The sequence below is a fragment of the Streptomyces sp. NPDC037288 genome, from assembly GCF_055603265.1.
This window is the reverse complement of record NZ_JBVJVY010000003.1, coordinates 314,188-332,070: the sequence shown is the minus strand read 5'-3', so window position 1 is coordinate 332,070 and position 17,883 is coordinate 314,188. Positions and strand designations below refer to the sequence as shown.

10 protein-coding genes are annotated in these 17,883 nt (G+C 70.9%); 6 read left to right on the top strand and 4 right to left on the bottom strand.

The features are described 5' to 3' along the window. The first annotated feature begins 183 nt into the window (after window positions 1-183). Window positions 184-2,994, top strand: a complete 2,811-nt coding sequence (secA, locus tag ACZ7GZ_RS05590; RefSeq protein ID WP_471021212.1) for a preprotein translocase subunit SecA — start codon at window positions 184-186, stop codon at window positions 2,992-2,994. A 142-nt stretch (window positions 2,995-3,136) separates the two neighbouring features. On the opposite strand, the gene ACZ7GZ_RS05585 is transcribed toward secA, so the two are convergent. After that, window positions 3,137-3,724 carry an Rv3235 family protein gene (locus ACZ7GZ_RS05585; protein WP_471021211.1) on the bottom strand — a complete coding sequence of 196 codons (588 nt, stop codon included), beginning with the start codon at window positions 3,722-3,724 and terminating at the stop codon, window positions 3,137-3,139. A 330-nt stretch (window positions 3,725-4,054) separates the two neighbouring features. Between ACZ7GZ_RS05585 and ACZ7GZ_RS05580 the strand changes: the two genes are divergently transcribed. Further along, a complete protein-coding gene (locus ACZ7GZ_RS05580; RefSeq protein ID WP_471021210.1) occupies window positions 4,055-4,567 on the top strand; it encodes a DUF6912 family protein in 513 nt (170 codons plus the stop codon). A 57-nt stretch (window positions 4,568-4,624) separates the two neighbouring features. Then, window positions 4,625-5,293 carry an HAD family hydrolase gene (locus ACZ7GZ_RS05575; RefSeq protein ID WP_471021208.1) on the top strand — a complete coding sequence of 223 codons (669 nt, stop codon included), beginning with the start codon at window positions 4,625-4,627 and terminating at the stop codon, window positions 5,291-5,293. Between the two features lie 207 nt (window positions 5,294-5,500). Here the strand turns inward: ACZ7GZ_RS05575 and ACZ7GZ_RS05570 are convergent, their stop codons facing one another. Beyond that, window positions 5,501-6,067 carry a DJ-1/PfpI family protein gene (locus ACZ7GZ_RS05570; RefSeq protein ID WP_471021206.1) on the bottom strand — a complete coding sequence of 189 codons (567 nt, stop codon included), beginning with the start codon at window positions 6,065-6,067 and terminating at the stop codon, window positions 5,501-5,503. 698 nt (window positions 6,068-6,765) lie between these two features. Between ACZ7GZ_RS05570 and ACZ7GZ_RS05565 the strand changes: the two genes are divergently transcribed. The 3 genes from ACZ7GZ_RS05565 (at window position 6,766) to ACZ7GZ_RS05555 (ending at window position 13,811) form a co-directional block, all read left to right on the top strand. Next, window positions 6,766-11,703 (top strand): NAD-glutamate dehydrogenase, encoded by a 4,938-nt coding sequence (locus ACZ7GZ_RS05565; protein ID WP_471021204.1) that lies wholly within the window; start codon window positions 6,766-6,768, stop codon window positions 11,701-11,703. A gap of 127 nt (window positions 11,704-11,830) precedes the next feature. Then, complete coding sequence (locus tag ACZ7GZ_RS05560; protein ID WP_471021202.1) at window positions 11,831-12,319, top strand: GtrA family protein; 489 nt, start codon at window positions 11,831-11,833, stop codon at window positions 12,317-12,319. Further along, window positions 12,300-13,811, top strand: a complete 1,512-nt coding sequence (locus tag ACZ7GZ_RS05555) for a hypothetical protein (protein ID WP_471021199.1) — start codon at window positions 12,300-12,302, stop codon at window positions 13,809-13,811. The genes ACZ7GZ_RS05560 and ACZ7GZ_RS05555 overlap by 20 nt, the downstream gene beginning before the upstream one ends. Before the next feature lie 127 nt (window positions 13,812-13,938). Here ACZ7GZ_RS05555 and ACZ7GZ_RS05550 read toward each other — a convergent pair whose 3' ends face one another. Together ACZ7GZ_RS05550 and ACZ7GZ_RS05545 are read right to left on the bottom strand one after the other, a co-directional pair. After that, window positions 13,939-15,621, bottom strand: coding sequence for a glycosyltransferase family 2 protein (locus tag ACZ7GZ_RS05550; RefSeq protein WP_471021196.1), 1,683 nt, complete (start codon window positions 15,619-15,621; stop codon window positions 13,939-13,941). Further along, window positions 15,618-17,834, bottom strand: coding sequence for a CDP-glycerol glycerophosphotransferase family protein (locus ACZ7GZ_RS05545; RefSeq protein ID WP_471021194.1), 2,217 nt, complete (start codon window positions 17,832-17,834; stop codon window positions 15,618-15,620). Before ACZ7GZ_RS05545 ends, ACZ7GZ_RS05550 begins: the two co-directional genes overlap by 4 nt. Window positions 17,835-17,883 lie beyond the last annotated feature (49 nt).

Below are 17,883 nucleotides of genomic sequence, written 5' to 3'. Positions count from 1 at the left end.
TTCGCGCAATTCCTCGCGCCGATGCGGCACTATCGCCGTGGCCCGTCCGTTGTCCTGGATGAAGCAGCCGTCGGGCCGCCAGGCCTCCCGGCCCAGCCGGGTCCTCGCATACGATGGCCGTTGCTCAGTATGTCCAATGGAAACCGACCGTCCCAGGCCCGACCGGCAAGGAGACAAACCCCCGTGTCCGTCCTCTCGAAGATCATGCGTGCAGGCGAAGGCAAGATCCTGCGCAGGCTGCACCGCATCGCGGACCAGGTCAACTCCATCGAAGAGGACTTCGTCGACCTCTCCGACGCCGAGCTGCGAGCCCTCACCGATGAGTACAAGCAGCGCTACGCCGATGGTGAGAGTCTGGACGACCTGCTCCCCGAGGCGTTCGCCACCGTGCGCGAGGCCGCCAAGCGCGTTCTCGGCCAGCGGCACTACGACGTGCAGATGATGGGTGGCGCCGCCCTCCACCTCGGCTACGTCGCCGAGATGAAGACCGGTGAGGGCAAGACCCTCGTCGGCACGCTGCCCGCGTATCTGAACGCCCTGTCCGGCGACGGCGTCCACATCGTCACGGTCAACGACTACCTGGCCGAGCGCGACTCGGAGATGATGGGCCGCGTCCACAAGTTCCTGGGCCTGGACGTCGGCTGCATCCTCGCCAACATGACGCCGGCACAGCGCCGCGAGCAGTACGCGTGCGACATCACCTACGGCACGAACAACGAGTTCGGCTTCGACTACCTGCGCGACAACATGGCGTGGTCGAAGGACGAGCTGGTGCAGCGCGGCCACAACTTCGCGATCGTCGACGAGGTCGACTCCATCCTGGTCGACGAGGCCCGTACGCCGCTGATCATCTCCGGCCCGGCCGACCAGGCCACCAAGTGGTACGGCGACTTCGCCAAGCTCGTGCTGCGCCTGAAGAAGGGCGAGGCGGGCAACCCCCTCAAGGGCCTCGAGGAGACCGGCGACTACGACGTCGACGAGAAGAAGCGCACGGTCGCCATCCACGAGTCCGGTGTCTCCAAGGTCGAGGACTGGCTGGGCATCGACAACCTCTACGAGTCGGTGAACACCCCGCTCGTGGGCTACCTGAACAACGCCATCAAGGCCAAGGAGCTCTTCAAGCGCGACAAGGACTACGTCGTCATCGACGGCGAGGTCATGATCGTCGACGAGCACACCGGCCGTATCCTCGCCGGCCGCCGCTACAACGAGGGCATGCACCAGGCGATCGAGGCGAAGGAAGGGGTGGACATCAAGGACGAGAACCAGACGCTCGCCACGATCACCCTGCAGAACTTCTTCCGCCTCTACAACAAGCTCTCCGGCATGACCGGTACGGCGATGACCGAGGCCGCCGAGTTCCACCAGATCTACAAGCTCGGCGTGGTCCCGATCCCGACCAACAGGCCGATGGTCCGCAAGGACCAGTCGGACCTGATCTACCGCACCGAGGTCGCCAAGTTCGAGGCGGTCGTCGACGACATCGCCGAGAAGCACGAGAAGGGCCAGCCGATCCTCGTCGGCACGACGTCCGTCGAGAAGTCGGAGTACCTCTCGCAGCAGCTCTCCAAGCGTGGCATCCAGCACGAGGTGCTCAACGCCAAGCACCACGAACGCGAGGCGTCGATCGTCGCCCAGGCCGGCCGCAAGGGCGCGGTGACCGTGGCCACCAACATGGCCGGCCGTGGTACGGACATCAAGCTCGGCGGCAACCCCGAGGATCTCGCCGAGGCGGAGCTGCGCCAGCGCGGCCTCGACCCCGAGGAGCACATCGAGGAGTGGGCGCACGCCCTGCCCGCCGCCCTGGAGAAGGCCGAACAGGCCGTCAAGGCGGAGAAGGAGGAGGTCGAGGAGCTCGGCGGCCTCTACGTCCTCGGTACCGAGCGGCACGAGTCGCGGCGCATCGACAACCAGCTGCGCGGTCGTTCCGGCCGTCAGGGCGACCCCGGCGAGTCCCGCTTCTACCTGTCGCTCGGCGACGACCTGATGCGCCTGTTCAAGGCCCAGATGGTGGAGCGCGTGATGTCCATGGCCAACGTGCCGGACGACGTGCCGATCGAGAACAAGATGGTCACGCGCGCGATCGCGTCCGCGCAGTCGCAGGTCGAGCAGCAGAACTTCGAGACCCGTAAGAACGTTCTGAAGTACGACGAGGTGCTCAACCGGCAGCGCGAGGTCATCTACGGCGAGCGCCGGCGCGTGCTGGAGGGCGAGGATCTGCACGAGCAGGTCCAGCACTTCATGGACGACACGATCGACGCGTACATCGCCGCGGAGACCGCCGAGGGCTTCCCGGAGGACTGGGACCTGGACCGGCTGTGGGGCGCCTTCCGGCAGCTGTACCCGGTGAAGGTCACCGTCGAGGAGCTGGAGGAGGCCGCCGGCGACCGGGCGGGTCTCACCGCGGAGTTCATCTCCGAGTCCATCAAGGAGGACATCCACGAGCAGTACGAGGCCCGGGAGGCCCAGCTCGGCTCCGAGATCATGCGTGAGCTGGAGCGCCGGGTCGTGCTGTCGGTCCTCGACCGCAAGTGGCGTGAGCACCTCTACGAGATGGACTACCTCCAGGAGGGCATCGGCCTGCGCGCGATGGCACAGAAGGACCCGTTGGTCGAGTACCAGCGCGAGGGCTTCGACATGTTCACCGCGATGATGGACGGCATCAAGGAGGAGTCCGTCGGCTACCTGTTCAACCTGGAGGTCCAGGTCGAGCAGCAGGTCGAGGAGATCCCGGTCGAGGAAGCGGAGCCGGTCGGCGAGGGCGTCCACGACACGGTTCCGGCGCAGGCCGGGGCGCGTCCGGAGATCCGCGCCAAGGGGCTGGACGTTCCGCAGCGGCGGGATCTGCACTTCTCGGCGCCCACCGTGGACGGTGAGGGCGGCATCGTCGAGCGTGACCTCGAGGACGACGAGCCGGTGCGGTCCGAGTCGGACGGGCTGACCCGGGCCGAGCGGCGGCGGCAGGCCAAGGGCGGCCGGCGTCGTAAGAAGTAGCGGCTTGCCTGCGGCGCTTTGACCGTGCCGAAGGGCCGGGTTCCTTCTGGGGCCCGGCCCTTCGGCGTTGCGTGCTCTCGGTGCCCTGTGCTTGCGGCTGGGCGGGGCGGGTTCCGCCTGCCCACAGGTGTGGGCGTGGTCGTCAGTGGTGGTTGCCGGTTTCCACCGCTGTGCAGCGCCAGCGGAGGTCCTGGCCGAGTTCCAGGCGGAAGGCCAGGGCGCGGAGTCGGTCGCCGGCGGTGATGCGGGCGAAGACCTCCAGGGCGCCGTCGCGGGGGACGTAGTAGCCGATGTCGTGGACGCGGGGGCGGGAGCCCCGTGTGCGCAGGGGGCTGCGTTCGGCGAGCCGGACCAGGTCGTCGTAGGCGCGGCCCGCGGTGTGGCGGAGCATCCAGTGCACGGGCCGCTGACCGCTCAGGACGGCCAGCAGGCGGTCGGCGAAGAGGTCGGTGGTGCGGGGCTGCCGCAGGGCCGTCTGGGGCGTTGCGCGGGCCGTTTCCGGCGCGGCGGGCAGGCGTGTGGGGGCCGGCTCCGGGCTCGCGGTCGGGCGGGTGCAGGCCGGTTGCGGGTGGTCGGCCGGCTGGTGGGCCGTCGGACGGCGGGGCGGGACCCTCGGTGGGGCTCCTGCCGGGCGGCGGGTGTCGTGGCGGGTGGGCGGGCGGTGGCGCGGGCGGGGCTGGGAGGAGCGGCTCGCCGCCTTGTCCGTGGTGCGGCTCATGACCTTGTTCATGGGGTCCCCGTTCGGCGGGCCCGGTTGATACCGGACGGTAACTCGCTGGTGGGGATCTTGTACGGGGGCCGGGAGCGGGGTGGCAAGGACGGCGGGACGAGCCCGGAAGGGGTCGGGAGGTTCACCTATCCGAGGGACGCGGGATCGGCCGATCGCTGCGATGCGGCGGGCGCCCCGGGTGAACGCGTGGCCCGGAGTCGACGGCTCCCGGGGCGTGGGCACAGACCCGAAAGGGGACGGGCGCACGTATTCTGAAGGCCCTCCGGGAGACGCGGCAGCCGGCCTTCCCGGGGCCTCAGCGGAGCCTTTGAGCAGGAAAGAGCGGCCAGCATGCGCGTCTACGTCCCCCTGACCCTCCCCGGTCTCGCCGAGGCGCACAAGACGGGTGAGCTGGGGAGCGGCCCCTTCACCGCGTACGCCGTCACGCCCGCGTTGCGCGAGTGGTACCTCTCCGAGGACATCGAGGAGCTGGAGTACGCGGCGCTCAGCCGGGCCGCGCTGGCCTCGCTGCGGCTGCTCGCGGCGGACCCGGGTGCGGTACGGCGCCGGGTGGTGGTCGCCGTGGACGTGGCCGACGGCGCCACGAGCGTCGACCCCGACAGCGGGCTGGACCCGACCGCACCGGGCGAGGTGGCCGTGACGGTGACCGTGCCGCTCGCCAAGGCGGCCGCGGTGCACGTCGACGCAGATGACGCGGAGCAGGACGTGGCCGCGGCGGCGCAGGCGCTGGAGGCGGCCGACGGCGGGGACGACGACGCACAGTCCGTCGTGGACGCGGCGGACGATCACGAGCTGCTGTGGTACGCCACGCAGGAGGTCCCCAACCTGGTCGCACCGGCCTGACCTGGCCGTATCCGCCCGCAGCGGTCGTTGTCAGTGGGGGCGGGTACGGTCTTTGGCATGGGGATGCAGGCAAGCGCGCACATCGTCTGGGACTGGAACGGCACGTTGTTCCACGACAATGACGCGATCATCGGGGCGACGAACGCGGCCTTCGCCGAGCTGGGGCTCGCGCCGATCACGCTGGAGCAGTACCGGTCGCTGTACTGCGTGCCGGTGCCGAAGTTCTACGAGCGGCTGCTCGGCCGGCTGCCGACCGATGCCGAGTGGGAGCTGATGGACGGGGTCTTCCACCGGTACTACGCCGAGCACCGGACGCGGTGCGGTCTGGCCGAGGGGGCGGCGGACCTGCTCGCGGGGTGGCGGTCGGCGGGGTACAGCCAGTCGTTGCTGAGCATGTACGTGCACGAGGAACTGGTGCCCCTCGTGCGGGGCTTCGGCATAGAGGCGCATTTCCTGCGGGTCGACGGGCGTACGGGGCCGTCCGGGGGCAGCAAGGCCGAGCACATGGTGCGGCATCTGAAGGCGCTGAGCGGGGCGGTGGAGCCTGCGCGGACCGTGGTGATCGGGGACGCGGCGGACGACGCGGTCGCGGCGGGACGAGCCGGGGCCCGGGCCGTGCTGTACACCGGCGGGTCGCACAGCCGGGCCAGTCTGGAGGGGGCGGGGGTGCCGGTGGTGGACACGTTGGCCGAGGCGGTGGAGGAAGCGCAGCGAATAGCGGCGTAGCCGGGGGCTTGCCAGGTGCCCTGTGCTGGGGCCGGTGCGGGTGTTTGTGTCGCTTGGCCGCGCTCGCAGGGTGCCGTCGGTCCACGGTGACCGCGACGCCCCAGGGCGCGCAGAACCGCGCGACCAGCCACGGCGGGCCGTCACCCGGCAGCGCACCGCGACGTCAGCGGCGAGACCGAGGCCGGCCCCGCCCGCTCCGCCACCCGCTCAGCTCGCCGGTGCCTTGCTCCTCAGCACCCGGAGGAACTCCCGCATCCAGGCCGGGTGGTCCGGCCAGGCCCGGGAGGAGACCAGGGTGCCGTCGACCACGGCCTCGGTGTCCTGGAAGCCCGCTCCGGCCGCCTGCATGTCCGGCTCGAGCGCGGGGTACGCCGTGACCCGGCGGCCGCGCAGGCTGTCGATCGCCGCGGTGAGCAGCGGACCGTGGCAGATCTGGGCGACCGGCTTGTCGGAGTCGAAGAACGCCTTGAGGATCTTCCGGAGTTCGGGGTCGTTGCGCAGATACTCGGGGGCCCGCCCGCCGGGGATGACGACGGCCGCGTACTCGCCGGGATCCACGTCGGAGAAGGCGAGGTCGGCGGGCCAGGTGTAGCCGGGCTTCTCGGTGTAGGTGTCGTAGCCGGGTTCGAAGTCGTGGACGACGAAGCGGAGCGTCTTGCGGGAGGGGGCCGCGATATGGACGTCGTAGCCTTCCTCGCGCAGGCGCTGGTACGGGTAGAGGACTTCCAGGGACTCCGCCGCGTCGCCGGTGACGATCAGGATCTTCGCGGGCATGTCGGCTCCTCCGGGTACTCCGGTGTTCCGTACTCCTGGGCGGGACGTACTGTCCCTGGGCAAGGTGCCAACACCGGGCGTGCTTGCCAAGGGGGCCGTCGCGGTTCCGGCGACGGCCTCGGAGCCTTACCGGATGTCAGGATGCCCTGTTCTCAGAGTGCGATCGGGGCCCTCCCCGCGCGACCGGACGCCGCCGCCTGCCCGTGCCGCCCGCCCCCGGCGGCCCCACGGGCCCCACCCGACCGGATACGTCACCACCCCCCGCCCGACCGCTGTGCAGAACGTCAAACTTCACCCCTCGGTTTTGTACACATACGGCTCATGACGGGTCCGGGGTAAGGAGCGATAGCCTTGTGGCGTGATCAGCGCGATATCTCGCGGGGGCGATCCTGCCCCTGCCCTGCGCCCGGGTTGCACGGAACACCTCCGTGACCGGGCGGCGGTCGCTGGTCTTCGCGGGCGGGACGGGGCCGCAGGAGCCCCCGGGACGCCGAGGACAACCCTGGACACGGCGGCGCCGAGAGCAGCGTCACACCCTACGGGCGTGTCGAGAATGGCCGAATCCCCCCCGCGCATCTCACCTCGCGGCATAGCGTCGATGCGGACCGGACACCCCGGGCCGTGGCGTCGAGCCGGAGGGGAAGAGACCGTACTTCCTTCTACGTCACGCAACGGCGCGCGACAGGAGTCAGAGGACAATGCAGACCAAGCTGGACGAAGCCAAGGCCGAGCTGCTCGAGAGGGCCGCCCGGGTAGCTGAGAACAGCCCGGTCGGGGGGCACCTACCGACCGGGACCACGGGCGAGGGCTCCCCGGACACCCCGGACAGCGAGTCCGTGCTCGCGTTCCTCCAGCGCTACTACCTGCACACCGCCCCGGAAGACCTCACCGGCCGCGACCCGGTCGACGTCTTCGGCGCCGCGCTGTCGCACTACCGGCTCGCCGAGCACCGCCCCCAGGGCACGGCGAACGTGCGGGTCCACACCCCGACCGTGGAGGAGAACGGGTGGACCTGCAGTCACTCGGTCGTGGAGGTCGTCACCGACGACATGCCCTTCCTCGTCGACTCGGTCACCAATGAGCTGACCCGGCGCGGGCGCGGCATCCACGTCGTCGTCCACCCGCAGTTCGTCGTCCGGCGCGACCTGACCGGCAAGCTGATCGAGGTCCTGCCGACCCCGCCCGCCGGTGAGCTCCCGCACGACGCGCACTTCGAGTCCTGGATCCATGTCGAGATCGACCGGGAGACCGACCGCGCCGATCTGAAGCAGATCACCGCCGACCTGCTGCGCGTGCTGTCCGACGTCCGCGAGGCCGTCGAGGACTGGGAGAAGATGCGGGACGGGGCGACCCGGATCGCCGACGGGCTGCAGAGCGAGCCCCTGCCCGGCGACCTGCCCGCACCCGAGGCCGAGGAGGCCCGCGAGCTGCTGCGCTGGCTGGCCGACGACCACTTCACCTTCCTCGGCTACCGCGAGTATCAGCTGCGCGAGGACGACACGCTCGCCGCAGTACCGGGCACCGGTCTCGGCATACTGCGCTCGGACCCGCACCACGGCGAGGACGAGCAGCACCCGGTCAGCCCCTCCTTCGAGCGGCTGCCCGCCGACGCCCGAGCGAAGGCGCGCGAGCACAAGCTGCTCGTGCTGACCAAGGCCAACAGCCGGGCCACCGTGCACCGGCCGTCGTACCTGGACTACATCGGCGTCAAGAAGTTCGACGAGCAGGGGAACGTCGTCGGTGAGCGGCGGTTCCTCGGGCTGTTCTCCTCGGCCGCGTACACCGAGTCCGTGCGCCGCGTCCCCGTCATCCGCCGCAAGGTCGACGAGGTGCTGGAGCGCGCCGGGTTCTCGCCCAACAGCCACGACGGCCGGGACCTGCTGCAGATCCTGGAGACCTACCCGCGCGACGAGCTGTTCCAGACGCCCGCCGCCGAACTGCAGTCCATCGCCACGTCCGTGCTGTACCTGCAGGAGCGCCGCAGGCTGCGGCTCTACCTGCGCCAGGACGAGTACGGCCGCTACTACTCGGCCCTCGTCTACCTCCCGCGCGACCGCTACACCACCGGTGTCCGGCTCCGGATCATCGACATCCTGAAGGAGGAGCTCGGCGGTATCAGCGTCGACTTCACCGCCTGGAACACCGAGTCGATCCTCTCCCGGCTGCACTTCGTCGTCCGCGTCCCGCCGGGCACCGAGCTGCCCGAGCTGTCGGACACCGACAAGGAGCGCATCGAGGCCCGTCTGGTGGAGGCCGCCCGCTCCTGGACCGACGCGTTCGCCGAGGCGCTGACCGCCGAGTGCGGCGAGGAGCACGCGGCCGAGGTGCTGCGCCGCTACAACAACGCCTTCCCCGAGGGCTACAAGGCCGACCACACCCCGCGCGCCGCGGTCGCCGACCTGGTCCACCTGGAGCAGCTCAGCGAGGACAAGACCTTCAGCCTGAGCCTGTACGAGCCGGTGGGCGCCGGGCCCGAGGAGCGCCGGTTCAAGATCTACCAGAAGGGCGGTACGGTCTCCCTCTCGCACGTGCTGCCGGTGCTCAGCCGTCTCGGCGTCGAGGTCACCGACGAGCGGCCGTACGAGCTGCGCTGCGTCGACCGCAGCACCGCCTGGATCTACGACTTCGGTCTGCGCATGCCGAAGGCGACGAGCGCCGGCGGGGATCTCGGCGACGACGCCCGCGAGCGCTTCCAGGAGGCCTTCGCCGCCACCTGGACCGGCAAGGCGGAGAACGACGGCTTCAACGCCCTCGTGCTGAGCGCCGGGCTGACCTGGCGGCAGGCGATGGTGCTGCGCGCCTACGCCAAGTACCTGCGGCAGGCCGGTTCGACCTTCTCGCAGGATTACATGGAGGACACCCTCCGCAACAACGTCCACACCACCCGGCTCCTCGTCTCCCTCTTCGAGGCGCGGATGTCCCCGGACCGGCAGAAGGCCGGGCTGGAGATCACGGACGCCCTGCTGGAGGAGCTGGACGCGGCCCTGGACCAGGTGGCGAGCCTGGACGAGGACAGGATCCTCCGCTCCTTCCTCACCGTCATCAAGGCGACCCTGCGCACGAACTTCTTCCAGGAGGCGCACGGCGGCACGCCGCACGACTACGTCTCCATGAAGTTCGACCCGCAGGCCATCCCGGACCTGCCGGCGCCGCGTCCGGCGTTCGAGATCTGGGTGTACTCGCCGCGTGTCGAGGGCGTGCACCTGCGCTTCGGCAAGGTCGCCCGAGGCGGTCTGCGCTGGTCGGACCGGCGCGAGGACTTCCGCACCGAGATCCTCGGCCTGGTCAAGGCGCAGATGGTGAAGAACACCGTCATCGTGCCGGTCGGCGCCAAGGGCGGCTTCGTCGCCAAGCAGCTGCCGGACCCGGCGAAGGACCGCGACGCGTGGCTGGCCGAGGGCATCGCCAGCTACAAGACGTTCATCTCGGCGCTGCTCGACATCACCGACAACATGGCCGCCGGGGAGGTCGTGCCGCCGCGGGACGTGGTCCGGCACGACGGCGACGACACCTACCTGGTCGTCGCCGCCGACAAGGGCACCGCGACCTTCTCCGACATCGCCAACGGCGTCGCCGAGAAGTACAACTTCTGGCTCGGCGACGCCTTCGCCTCCGGCGGCTCGGCCGGTTACGACCACAAGGGCATGGGCATCACCGCGCGCGGCGCCTGGGAGTCCGTCAAGCGGCACTTCCGCGAGCTGGGCGTGGACACGCAGACCGAGGACTTCACGGTCGTCGGCATCGGTGACATGTCCGGTGACGTGTTCGGCAACGGCATGCTGCTGTCCGAGCACATCCGTCTGGTCGCCGCCTTCGACCACCGGCACATCTTCATCGACCCGACCCCGGACGCGGAGACGTCGTACGCCGAGCGCCGCCGGCTGTTCGAGCTGGCCCGCTCCAGCTGGGCCGACTACAACACCGAGCTGCTGTCGGCGGGCGGCGGGATCTTCCCGCGCAGTGCCAAGTCGATCCCGATCAACGCACACATCCGCGAGGCCCTCGGCATCGAGGACAAGGTCACCAAGATGACCCCGGCCGACCTGATGAAGGCGATCCTCCAGTCGCCGGTCGACCTGCTGTGGAACGGCGGCATCGGCACGTACGTGAAGTCGTCCGTCGAGTCGAACGCGGACGTCGGCGACAAGGCCAACGACGCCATCCGCGTCGACGGCAAGGACCTGAGGGTCAAGGTCGTCGGCGAGGGCGGCAACCTGGGCCTGACCCAGCTCGGCCGGATCGAGTTCGCCCACCACGGCGGCAAGATCAACACCGACGCGATCGACAACAGCGCCGGTGTGGACACCTCCGACCACGAGGTGAACATCAAGATCCTGCTGAACGGCCTGGTCGCGGACGGCGACATGACCGTCAAGCAGCGCAACAAGATCCTCGCCGAGATGACCGACGAGGTCGGCGCGCTGGTCCTGCGCAACAACTACGCGCAGAACACCGCCCTGGCCAACGCCCTGTTCCAGGCCAAGGACATGCTCCACGCCCAGCAGCGGTTCATCCGCCACCTGGTGCGTGAGGGGCACCTGGACCGGGCGCTGGAGTTCCTGCCCACCGACCGCCAGATCCGCGAGCGCCTCGGCCAGGGTCAGGGCCTGACCAGCCCGGAGACGGCCGTCGTCCTGGCGTACACGAAGATCACGGTCGCCGAGGAGCTGCTGGCCACCACCCTGCCGGACGACCCGTACCTGCGCGGCCTGCTGCACGCCTACTTCCCGACGGCGCTGCGCGAGCGCTTCGCCGACGCGATCGACAGCCACCCGCTGCGCCGCGAGATCACCACGACCGTGCTGGTCAACGACACGGTCAACACGGGCGGTACGACGTATCTGCACCGTCTGCGCGAGGAGACCGGCGCCTCCCTGGAGGAGATCGTCCGGGCCCAGACCGCGGCCCGCGCGATCTTCTGCTCGGCACCGGTGTGGGACGCGGTCGAGGCCCTGGACAACCGGGTCGAGGCCGCCGTGCAGACCCGCATCAGGCTGCACTCGCGCCGCCTGGTGGAGCGCGGCACGCGCTGGCTGCTCAACAACCGGCCGCAGCCGCTGGAGCTCGCCGAGACCGTCGAGTTCTTCGCCGAGCGGGTCGAGCGGGTGTGGCAGGAGCTGCCGAAGCTGCTGCGCGGCGCGGACCTGGAGTGGTACCAGCACGTGTACGACGAGCTGTCCGCGGCCGGCGTCCCGGACGAGCTCGCCACGCGCGTGGCCGGGTTCTCCTCCGCCTTCCCGGCACTCGACATCGTGTCGGTGGCCGACCGCACGGGCAAGGAGCCGCTGGACGTCGCCGAGGTGTACTACGACCTCGCCGACCGGCTCAGCATCACGCAGCTGATGGACCGCATCATCGAGCTGCCCCGCGCCGACCGCTGGCAGTCCATGGCCCGCGCCTCCATCCGTGAGGACCTGTACGCGGCGCACGCGGCGCTCACCGCGGACGTCCTCGCGGCCGGCAACGGCACCTCCACTCCCGAGCAGCGCTTCAAGGCCTGGGAGCAGAAGAACGCGCCCATCCTGAGCCGGGCGCGCACCACCCTGGAGGAGATCCGCGGCTCGGAGACGTTCGACCTCGCCAACCTCTCGGTGGCGATGCGGACGATGCGGACGCTGCTGCGCACGCACTCGTAAGCCGTGGCGCCCCGGGCCGACGGGAAATCGGCCCGGGGCGTTCCCTTTCTTGCCGACCCTTAGCGAAAAACGATCAGCGAATTTACCGTTTCCTGCTCATCGATGGCCTTCGGATAGGGTCTGCGATGTGACTGTTCACCTCACCGAGACCCGCCCGGCAGCACCCCCCGCGCCCGCACCCGCGCCGGCTCCGGCCCGGCCCGTCACACGTGTCGTGCTGGAGGTCGTGAAATTCGGCATCGTCGGCGGCAGCGGTGTCCTGATCAATTTCCTGGTCTTCAACCTGCTGATGCATGGTCTGGGTTCGCAGGCGATGACGGCGAACGTCCTGGCCAGCTGTACCGCGATGGCGACCAATTACCTGGGCTTCCGCTATTTCGCCTATCGCGACCGGGCCTCGCGCACCCGCGGCCAGATCATGCTGTTCTTCGTGTTCAGCGGCCTCGGCGTCCTGATGGAAATCGGCCTGTTCTGGGTCGGTTACCACGGTCTCGGCCTGCACGGCGTGCTGCAGGCGAATGCGGCGAAGGCACTGTCGATCGTGCTCGCCTCCGCCTTCCGTTTTCTGGTCTATCGCACCTGGGTGTTCCAGCAGGATGCACACCGCACCGCCTGACACCGACCCGGTGAGCCGCACACCGTCCCCGGCGGGCGCCGCGCGGGCCGGCCGGGCGCTGCCGCAGGCCGCCGCCGCGCTCGTCGTCGTACTGCTCCTCCTGGTGATCGTCCGCCTGCCGTGGGCGGGGGACCTCGGCATGCACGCGGCCACCATCCAGCGCCTGCGCCATGACCTGCTGCATCCCGGCAACCCGCTGGTCGACGCGGACACCCCGAGCCCGTACTACTCGCCGTGGATGCTGGTGCTGGGCGCGCTCGCCAAGGGGACCGGCCTGTCGGTGTTCGTGGTCCTGCGGATCGCCGCGTTCGTCGGGCTGAGCCTGCTGGTCACCGGTGTCCGGCGCTACGTCCGGACCCTCAGCGCCCATCGCGCGGCCCCCGCGCTGGCGCTGCTCAGCCTGCTCTTCCTCTGGGGCACCCTGCTGTTCAACTGGTCCGGCTTCCTGGGCCTGAACTCGCTGGCGCTGACGGTGGCGTACCCCAGCGTCTTCGCGCTCGGCCTCACCTTCCACTTCTGGGCCTGGCTCACCCGGGCGATGCGGGAGGAGACCGCGTGGGCGAGGTGGCTGTGGCTCGGTGTGCTGTGGGCGCTGATCCTGCTGTGCCACCAGTTCACGGGCGTCGTGGCGTCTCTCGGGGCGCTGGCCACGGTGATCGCGGCGCGGCCGGCCCGGGCGGTGCTGCCGCGACTGGCCGCCGCACCGGCCCTGGGCCTGCTCCTGCTGTGGCTGTGGCCGTACTACGACTTCTTCTCCCTCTTCTCCGCCGGTGCGGACCTGGAGGCCATCCACAAGCCGCTGTACGAGGACCTGGCGGCGCGGTTCGGGCTGGTGCTGCTCGGGGTGGCGGCGCTGGTGCTGCGCGTCCGCCGGGACCGCCGGGACCCCTTGGCCGTGTTCTTCCTCCTCGGCGCGCTGGTGTTCGCCGCGGGCGGGCTGACCGGCCACTACTCGTGGGGCCGCGCCCTGCCGGCCGCCCTGGTCCCGGCGCAGCTCGCGGCCGCGCTGGAAGCCGTGTCGGCGGGGCGGCGGGCCACGCGGGTGGGGTGGGCGTGCGTGCTGGGCGCCGCGCTGGCTGTGGGGGCGTGGACGCAGGCCGGGACGCTCGGGTACGTGACGGGTAGGGCCGCGCTTCCCTCGCCGGTCGCGGCGAAGTACCGGACGCCGTGGGTGGGATACCACTGGATCACGCCCTGGGTGAAGTACGGGGACGTGGTGATGGCCCGGACGTTTCCCGCGCGGCAGATTCCCGCGTACGGGGCGTACACCGTGGCGCCCGGGTATCCGGATGTGTTCCTGCGGGACGCCGCGCGGCGGGAGGCGGAGGCGGAGCGGTACTTCGCAGCGGGGACGTCTGCTTCCGCGCGGGCCGGGATCGTGCGGGAGTACGACGTGAAGTGGGTCGTGGGTCCGGAGAGCCTGACGGGGCAGGGGTTGCGAAAGGTGACCGTGGGCCCGGGAGGCCAGGTCCTGTACCGGGTGGCGCCCTGAGCCGCGGCAGCTGTCCGGCCGGCGGCGGCTGCAGCTGCCAGGGGCGTGGAAAACCGCGTGACCAGCCACGGCCGGTCCGCGGTCGTCCACGCCCCTCGAGCTCAACGGCGCTTCGGAACCGGCCCTCTCACCGCAGCACGCTGGACAGCAGCTTCGCCGCCTTGCGGACCCGGGGTCCGGCCACCCGCCGCACCACCGGGCGGATCACCCGGGCCGTGACCCCCACCGGGCGCCAGCGGAGCTGCAGACGGCCGGGGTTGCGGCCCTCCGGCTCGACGGTGACCTCGTGGGGGGTCGCGCCGGAGCGGTAGTCGATGCGGGCCCTGAGGGTGGGGAAGTCCAGGGGTGCCAGTAGGAGGCCGGAGTTGGCCAGGCCCTGCTGCTGGAGACGGACCAGCGGGTGGCGTACGCCCGCGAAGCCCTGGAGCGGGAGCGTGGCCGCGGTCAGGTCCAGGCGGACCGTGCCCTCGAAGACGCCGGGGCAGACCGGGTCGAGACGGAAGGGAACCGTCATGCGGCGGTTGCCCGGCGACACGAGCACGGCGGCGCGCTGCGGGCCGACCGGCAGCCGCAGCCCGGGGTCGTACGTGCGGATGGAGAGCGTCACGCAGGCGCCCCGCTCGGGCGTCAGGTCGACGATCTCGTGGCGGAACTGCGCGCTCGGGAACGGACGCGTGTCCAACTCCACGTCGGACATGTCCAGTTCGCGGCGGGCACGGTCGTCGGAGGGGACACTGTCACCCCAGTACGGCACTCCGGACGCGTCGGCCGTGATCCGGCGCGGTGCCACCCCGTGGCCGAGGCCGCGCGCGGCGAGCTGCGCGTCGGCCAGGCGGCCCTCCCGCAGCAGCTCCAGCACCACCCGCTCGGGGCGGGGCAGGCGGACGTACGCACCCTCGGACAGCGTGTCCAGGTACGGGTTCACGATGTCCGCGAAGGCGCTCAGCCACTCCTCGTCCCGGTAGGGCAGGTCGCCCGCGTACATCCGGAAGTCGTGCTTGAGGAACTTGAAGTCCTTGTCCTCGCGAAGACCCGCGTGCCCGCTTTCCACCAGGAAGTCGTCGATCAGGCGCTGGACGTGGACGCGGTCGCGGACGTTCGTGACCTTGTGCCGCTGGTTGGAGATCGAGGCCGTCGCCGCGGCCGCGTACGGGTCGATGTACCAGACGTACACCGGGTCCGGGATGATCGTGAACGCCTTCGCCAGGCAGTACGCCTGCGCCGAGAACAGCTGGTCCTCGTAGTGGATGCCCTCCGGGAAGCGGAGTTCGTGGCGGTCCAGGAAGGAGCGGGCGTACATCTTGCTCGTCGACAGGTGCTCGAAGAGCAGGCGGGGGTCCGCGTCGATGCCCTCCACCGTGCGGCGCTCCGCCACCAGGTGCGGCATCCACGTCGTGCGGCGGCCGTTGTCCACCCGTACCCGCCGTACCGCGCCCATGGCGAAGTCCACCTCGCGCTCGCGGTGCGCGGCGAGCAGCAACTCGACCGCGCGGGGCGTGAGTTCGTCGTCGCTGTCGAGGAACATCAGATACGGCGCCCGGGCGATCTCGATGGCCCGGTTGCGCGGGGCGCTGCAGCCGCCGCTGTTCTGGGGCAGGCGCAGATAGCGGACGCGGGAGTCCTGCGCCTCCAGCTGACGTGCCACGGTCGGTGTGTCGTCCGTGGAGTGGTCGTCGCTGATGATGATCTCGATGTTCGCGTGCGTCTGCGCGCGCAGGGACGCCACCGCCCGGGGCAGGCGCGCCGCGTCGTTGTAGACGATGACGGTGACCGTGACGTCGGGGGTCGCGGTCGGCGTGGTGGTCGTCATGCCGAGGCCTCCTCGGGGGTCGGGGCGGGGGTGCGTTCCTCGAGCGGGATCACCGGGGGCAGTGCCTCCTCCGGTTCGCCCAGGAACACCCGTCGTACGACCCGTTCGGCGGCGCGTCCGTCGTCGTACTCGCAGAACCGGCGCCGGAAGGCGGCCCGCGCCTTGGCCGCGCTCTCGTCGCGCCAGGCGCCGGAGGCGAAGATCTCCGTCAGCTCCTCCTGGGTGCGGGCGACCTGGCCGGGATGGTCGGCCATCAGGTCGAAGTAGACGCCCCGGGTGGTGCGGTAGGTCTCCCAGTCGTCGGCGTAGACGACGATCGGGCGGTCGAGGTTGGCGTAGTCGAACATGATCGACGAGTAGTCCGTGACCAGCGCGTCGGCGGCCAGGCACAGCTCCTCGACGGGGTCGTAGGAGGAGACGTCGATGATCCGGCCGGAGCGGCGCAGGCCGGTGAGCGGGGAGGCGGCGCCGCCGTAGAAGTAGTGGGCGCGGACCAGGAGCACCGTGTCGTCGCCGAGCCGGTCGGCGAGGGCCGCGAGGTCCAGGCGCGGGGTGAAGCCGGCCTCGTAGTCGCGGTGGGTCGGGGCGTACAGGACGGCCGTCTTGCCGCGCGGGATGCCGAGGCGCTCGCGGGTGGCGCGGACATCGGCGGCCGTGGCCGAGTAGAAGACGTCGTTGCGCGGGTAGCCGTGGTCCAGCGAGGTGTAGCGGGCCGGGTAGGCGCGCTGCCACATGCGGGTGGAGTGGCTGTTGGCGCTGACGCTGTAGTCCCACTTGTCGATGCGGCCCAGCAGGGCGTCGAAGTCCAGGCCCTTGGCGGCGGCCGGGTGCTCCATCTGGTCCAGGCCCATGCGCTTGAGGGGGGTGCCGTGGTGGGTCTGCAGGTGGATCGCGTCGGGGCGCTTGACCACCGCGTTGGGGAAGTTGACGTTGTTGACGAGGTACTTGGCGGTGGCGAGGGTCTCCCAGTAGCGGCGGGTGCCGGGGACCACATGGTCGGTGCCGGGCGGCAGCAGGGCCTCGTTGCTCTTCGCCACCACCCACACCGGGTGGATGTGCGGGGCGAGTTCGCGGAGTTTCGCGGCGATCGCGGCCGGGTTGCAGGCCACCCCGCGCTCCCAGTAGGCCGCGAACACGGCCAGGTCCGGGTCGACCGGGCGGGTCAGGGCGCGCCGGTACTGCTGGTCGCGGAGCTTGGCGCCGATCTGCTTCTTGCGGGTCCGTACGGCCTTCTTGGCGGCGCGGCGGGTGCGGTTGGCGGCCTGGAAGGCGCGGTACTTCGTGTACGCGCCCTCCTCCAGCAGCGCGTGCCGTACGCCCTCCACGCCCGCCGGGCGCTCGTGGTCGTCGGGGCGCCAGCGGACCGCGGCGAGGGAGGCCCGGCGGAAGAACTCCCGGGCCACGTCGTCGGGCAGGTTCTCACCGGCGAAGGTGCGCACGAGGTCGCGCATCATCAGGTCGTACAGCACCGTGCGGGCGGCGCGGCGGTCCTTGGTGAGCGCGAGCAGCGACTCGTAGCGCTCGATCAGCGCGAACCGCTCCTCGGGGGCGCGCGGCGGCAGGCTCTCGGGGCGCAGTTCGCGGTTCTCGTACGCCACCTGGTTCAGGCAGGCGACGCGGCCGGCGTGCAGCAGGGTGGCGTACGCGGCGTGCGGTTCGTCGTGGGTGGTGAGCCGTTCCTCGTGCGCCTGCCAGAACTGCGCGCGCAGGGCGCGGTTGCCGAGCAGCGGGGTGAGGCGCAGCAGGTCGGCGGACTCGTCCAGGGGCAGGCCCTCGCGGCCGACGGCGGCGAGGAGGCGGCCGTCGCGGGAGGGGGTGGCGGCGGTCTGCCAGGTGGTGGTGACGTGGTCGAGGAGGAGCACGTCCACGGGGGCGGCGCCGTCGGTGCCGGCGGCGTCCAGTTCGGCGGTGCGCTCGGCGATCAGCCGGGCGGCGCCGGCCGGCAGGCCGTCCTTGGCGTGCACGAAGTGCAGCCAGCGGCCGGTCGCGCGGGCGGCGCCGGCGGCCCGGGCCGCCGCGTCACCGGTGCCCTCGGGCAGCGGTACGACGACCGTGTCGGGGGCGTGGCCCTCGGCCGTCTCCTGTGCCCAGTCGCCGACCGCGGCGACGATGACCTCGGCGTCCGGGAGCGGGTGGGCTTCCAGGGAGCCCAGTAGCTCTGTCAGATGCCCCTGTGCGTTCGGTCCGTAGACGATGACGCTGAGTTGGGGCATCGCAGTGGACTCCTTCTGCTCGTTCAGCTCGGGGCACCCTTCATAACAT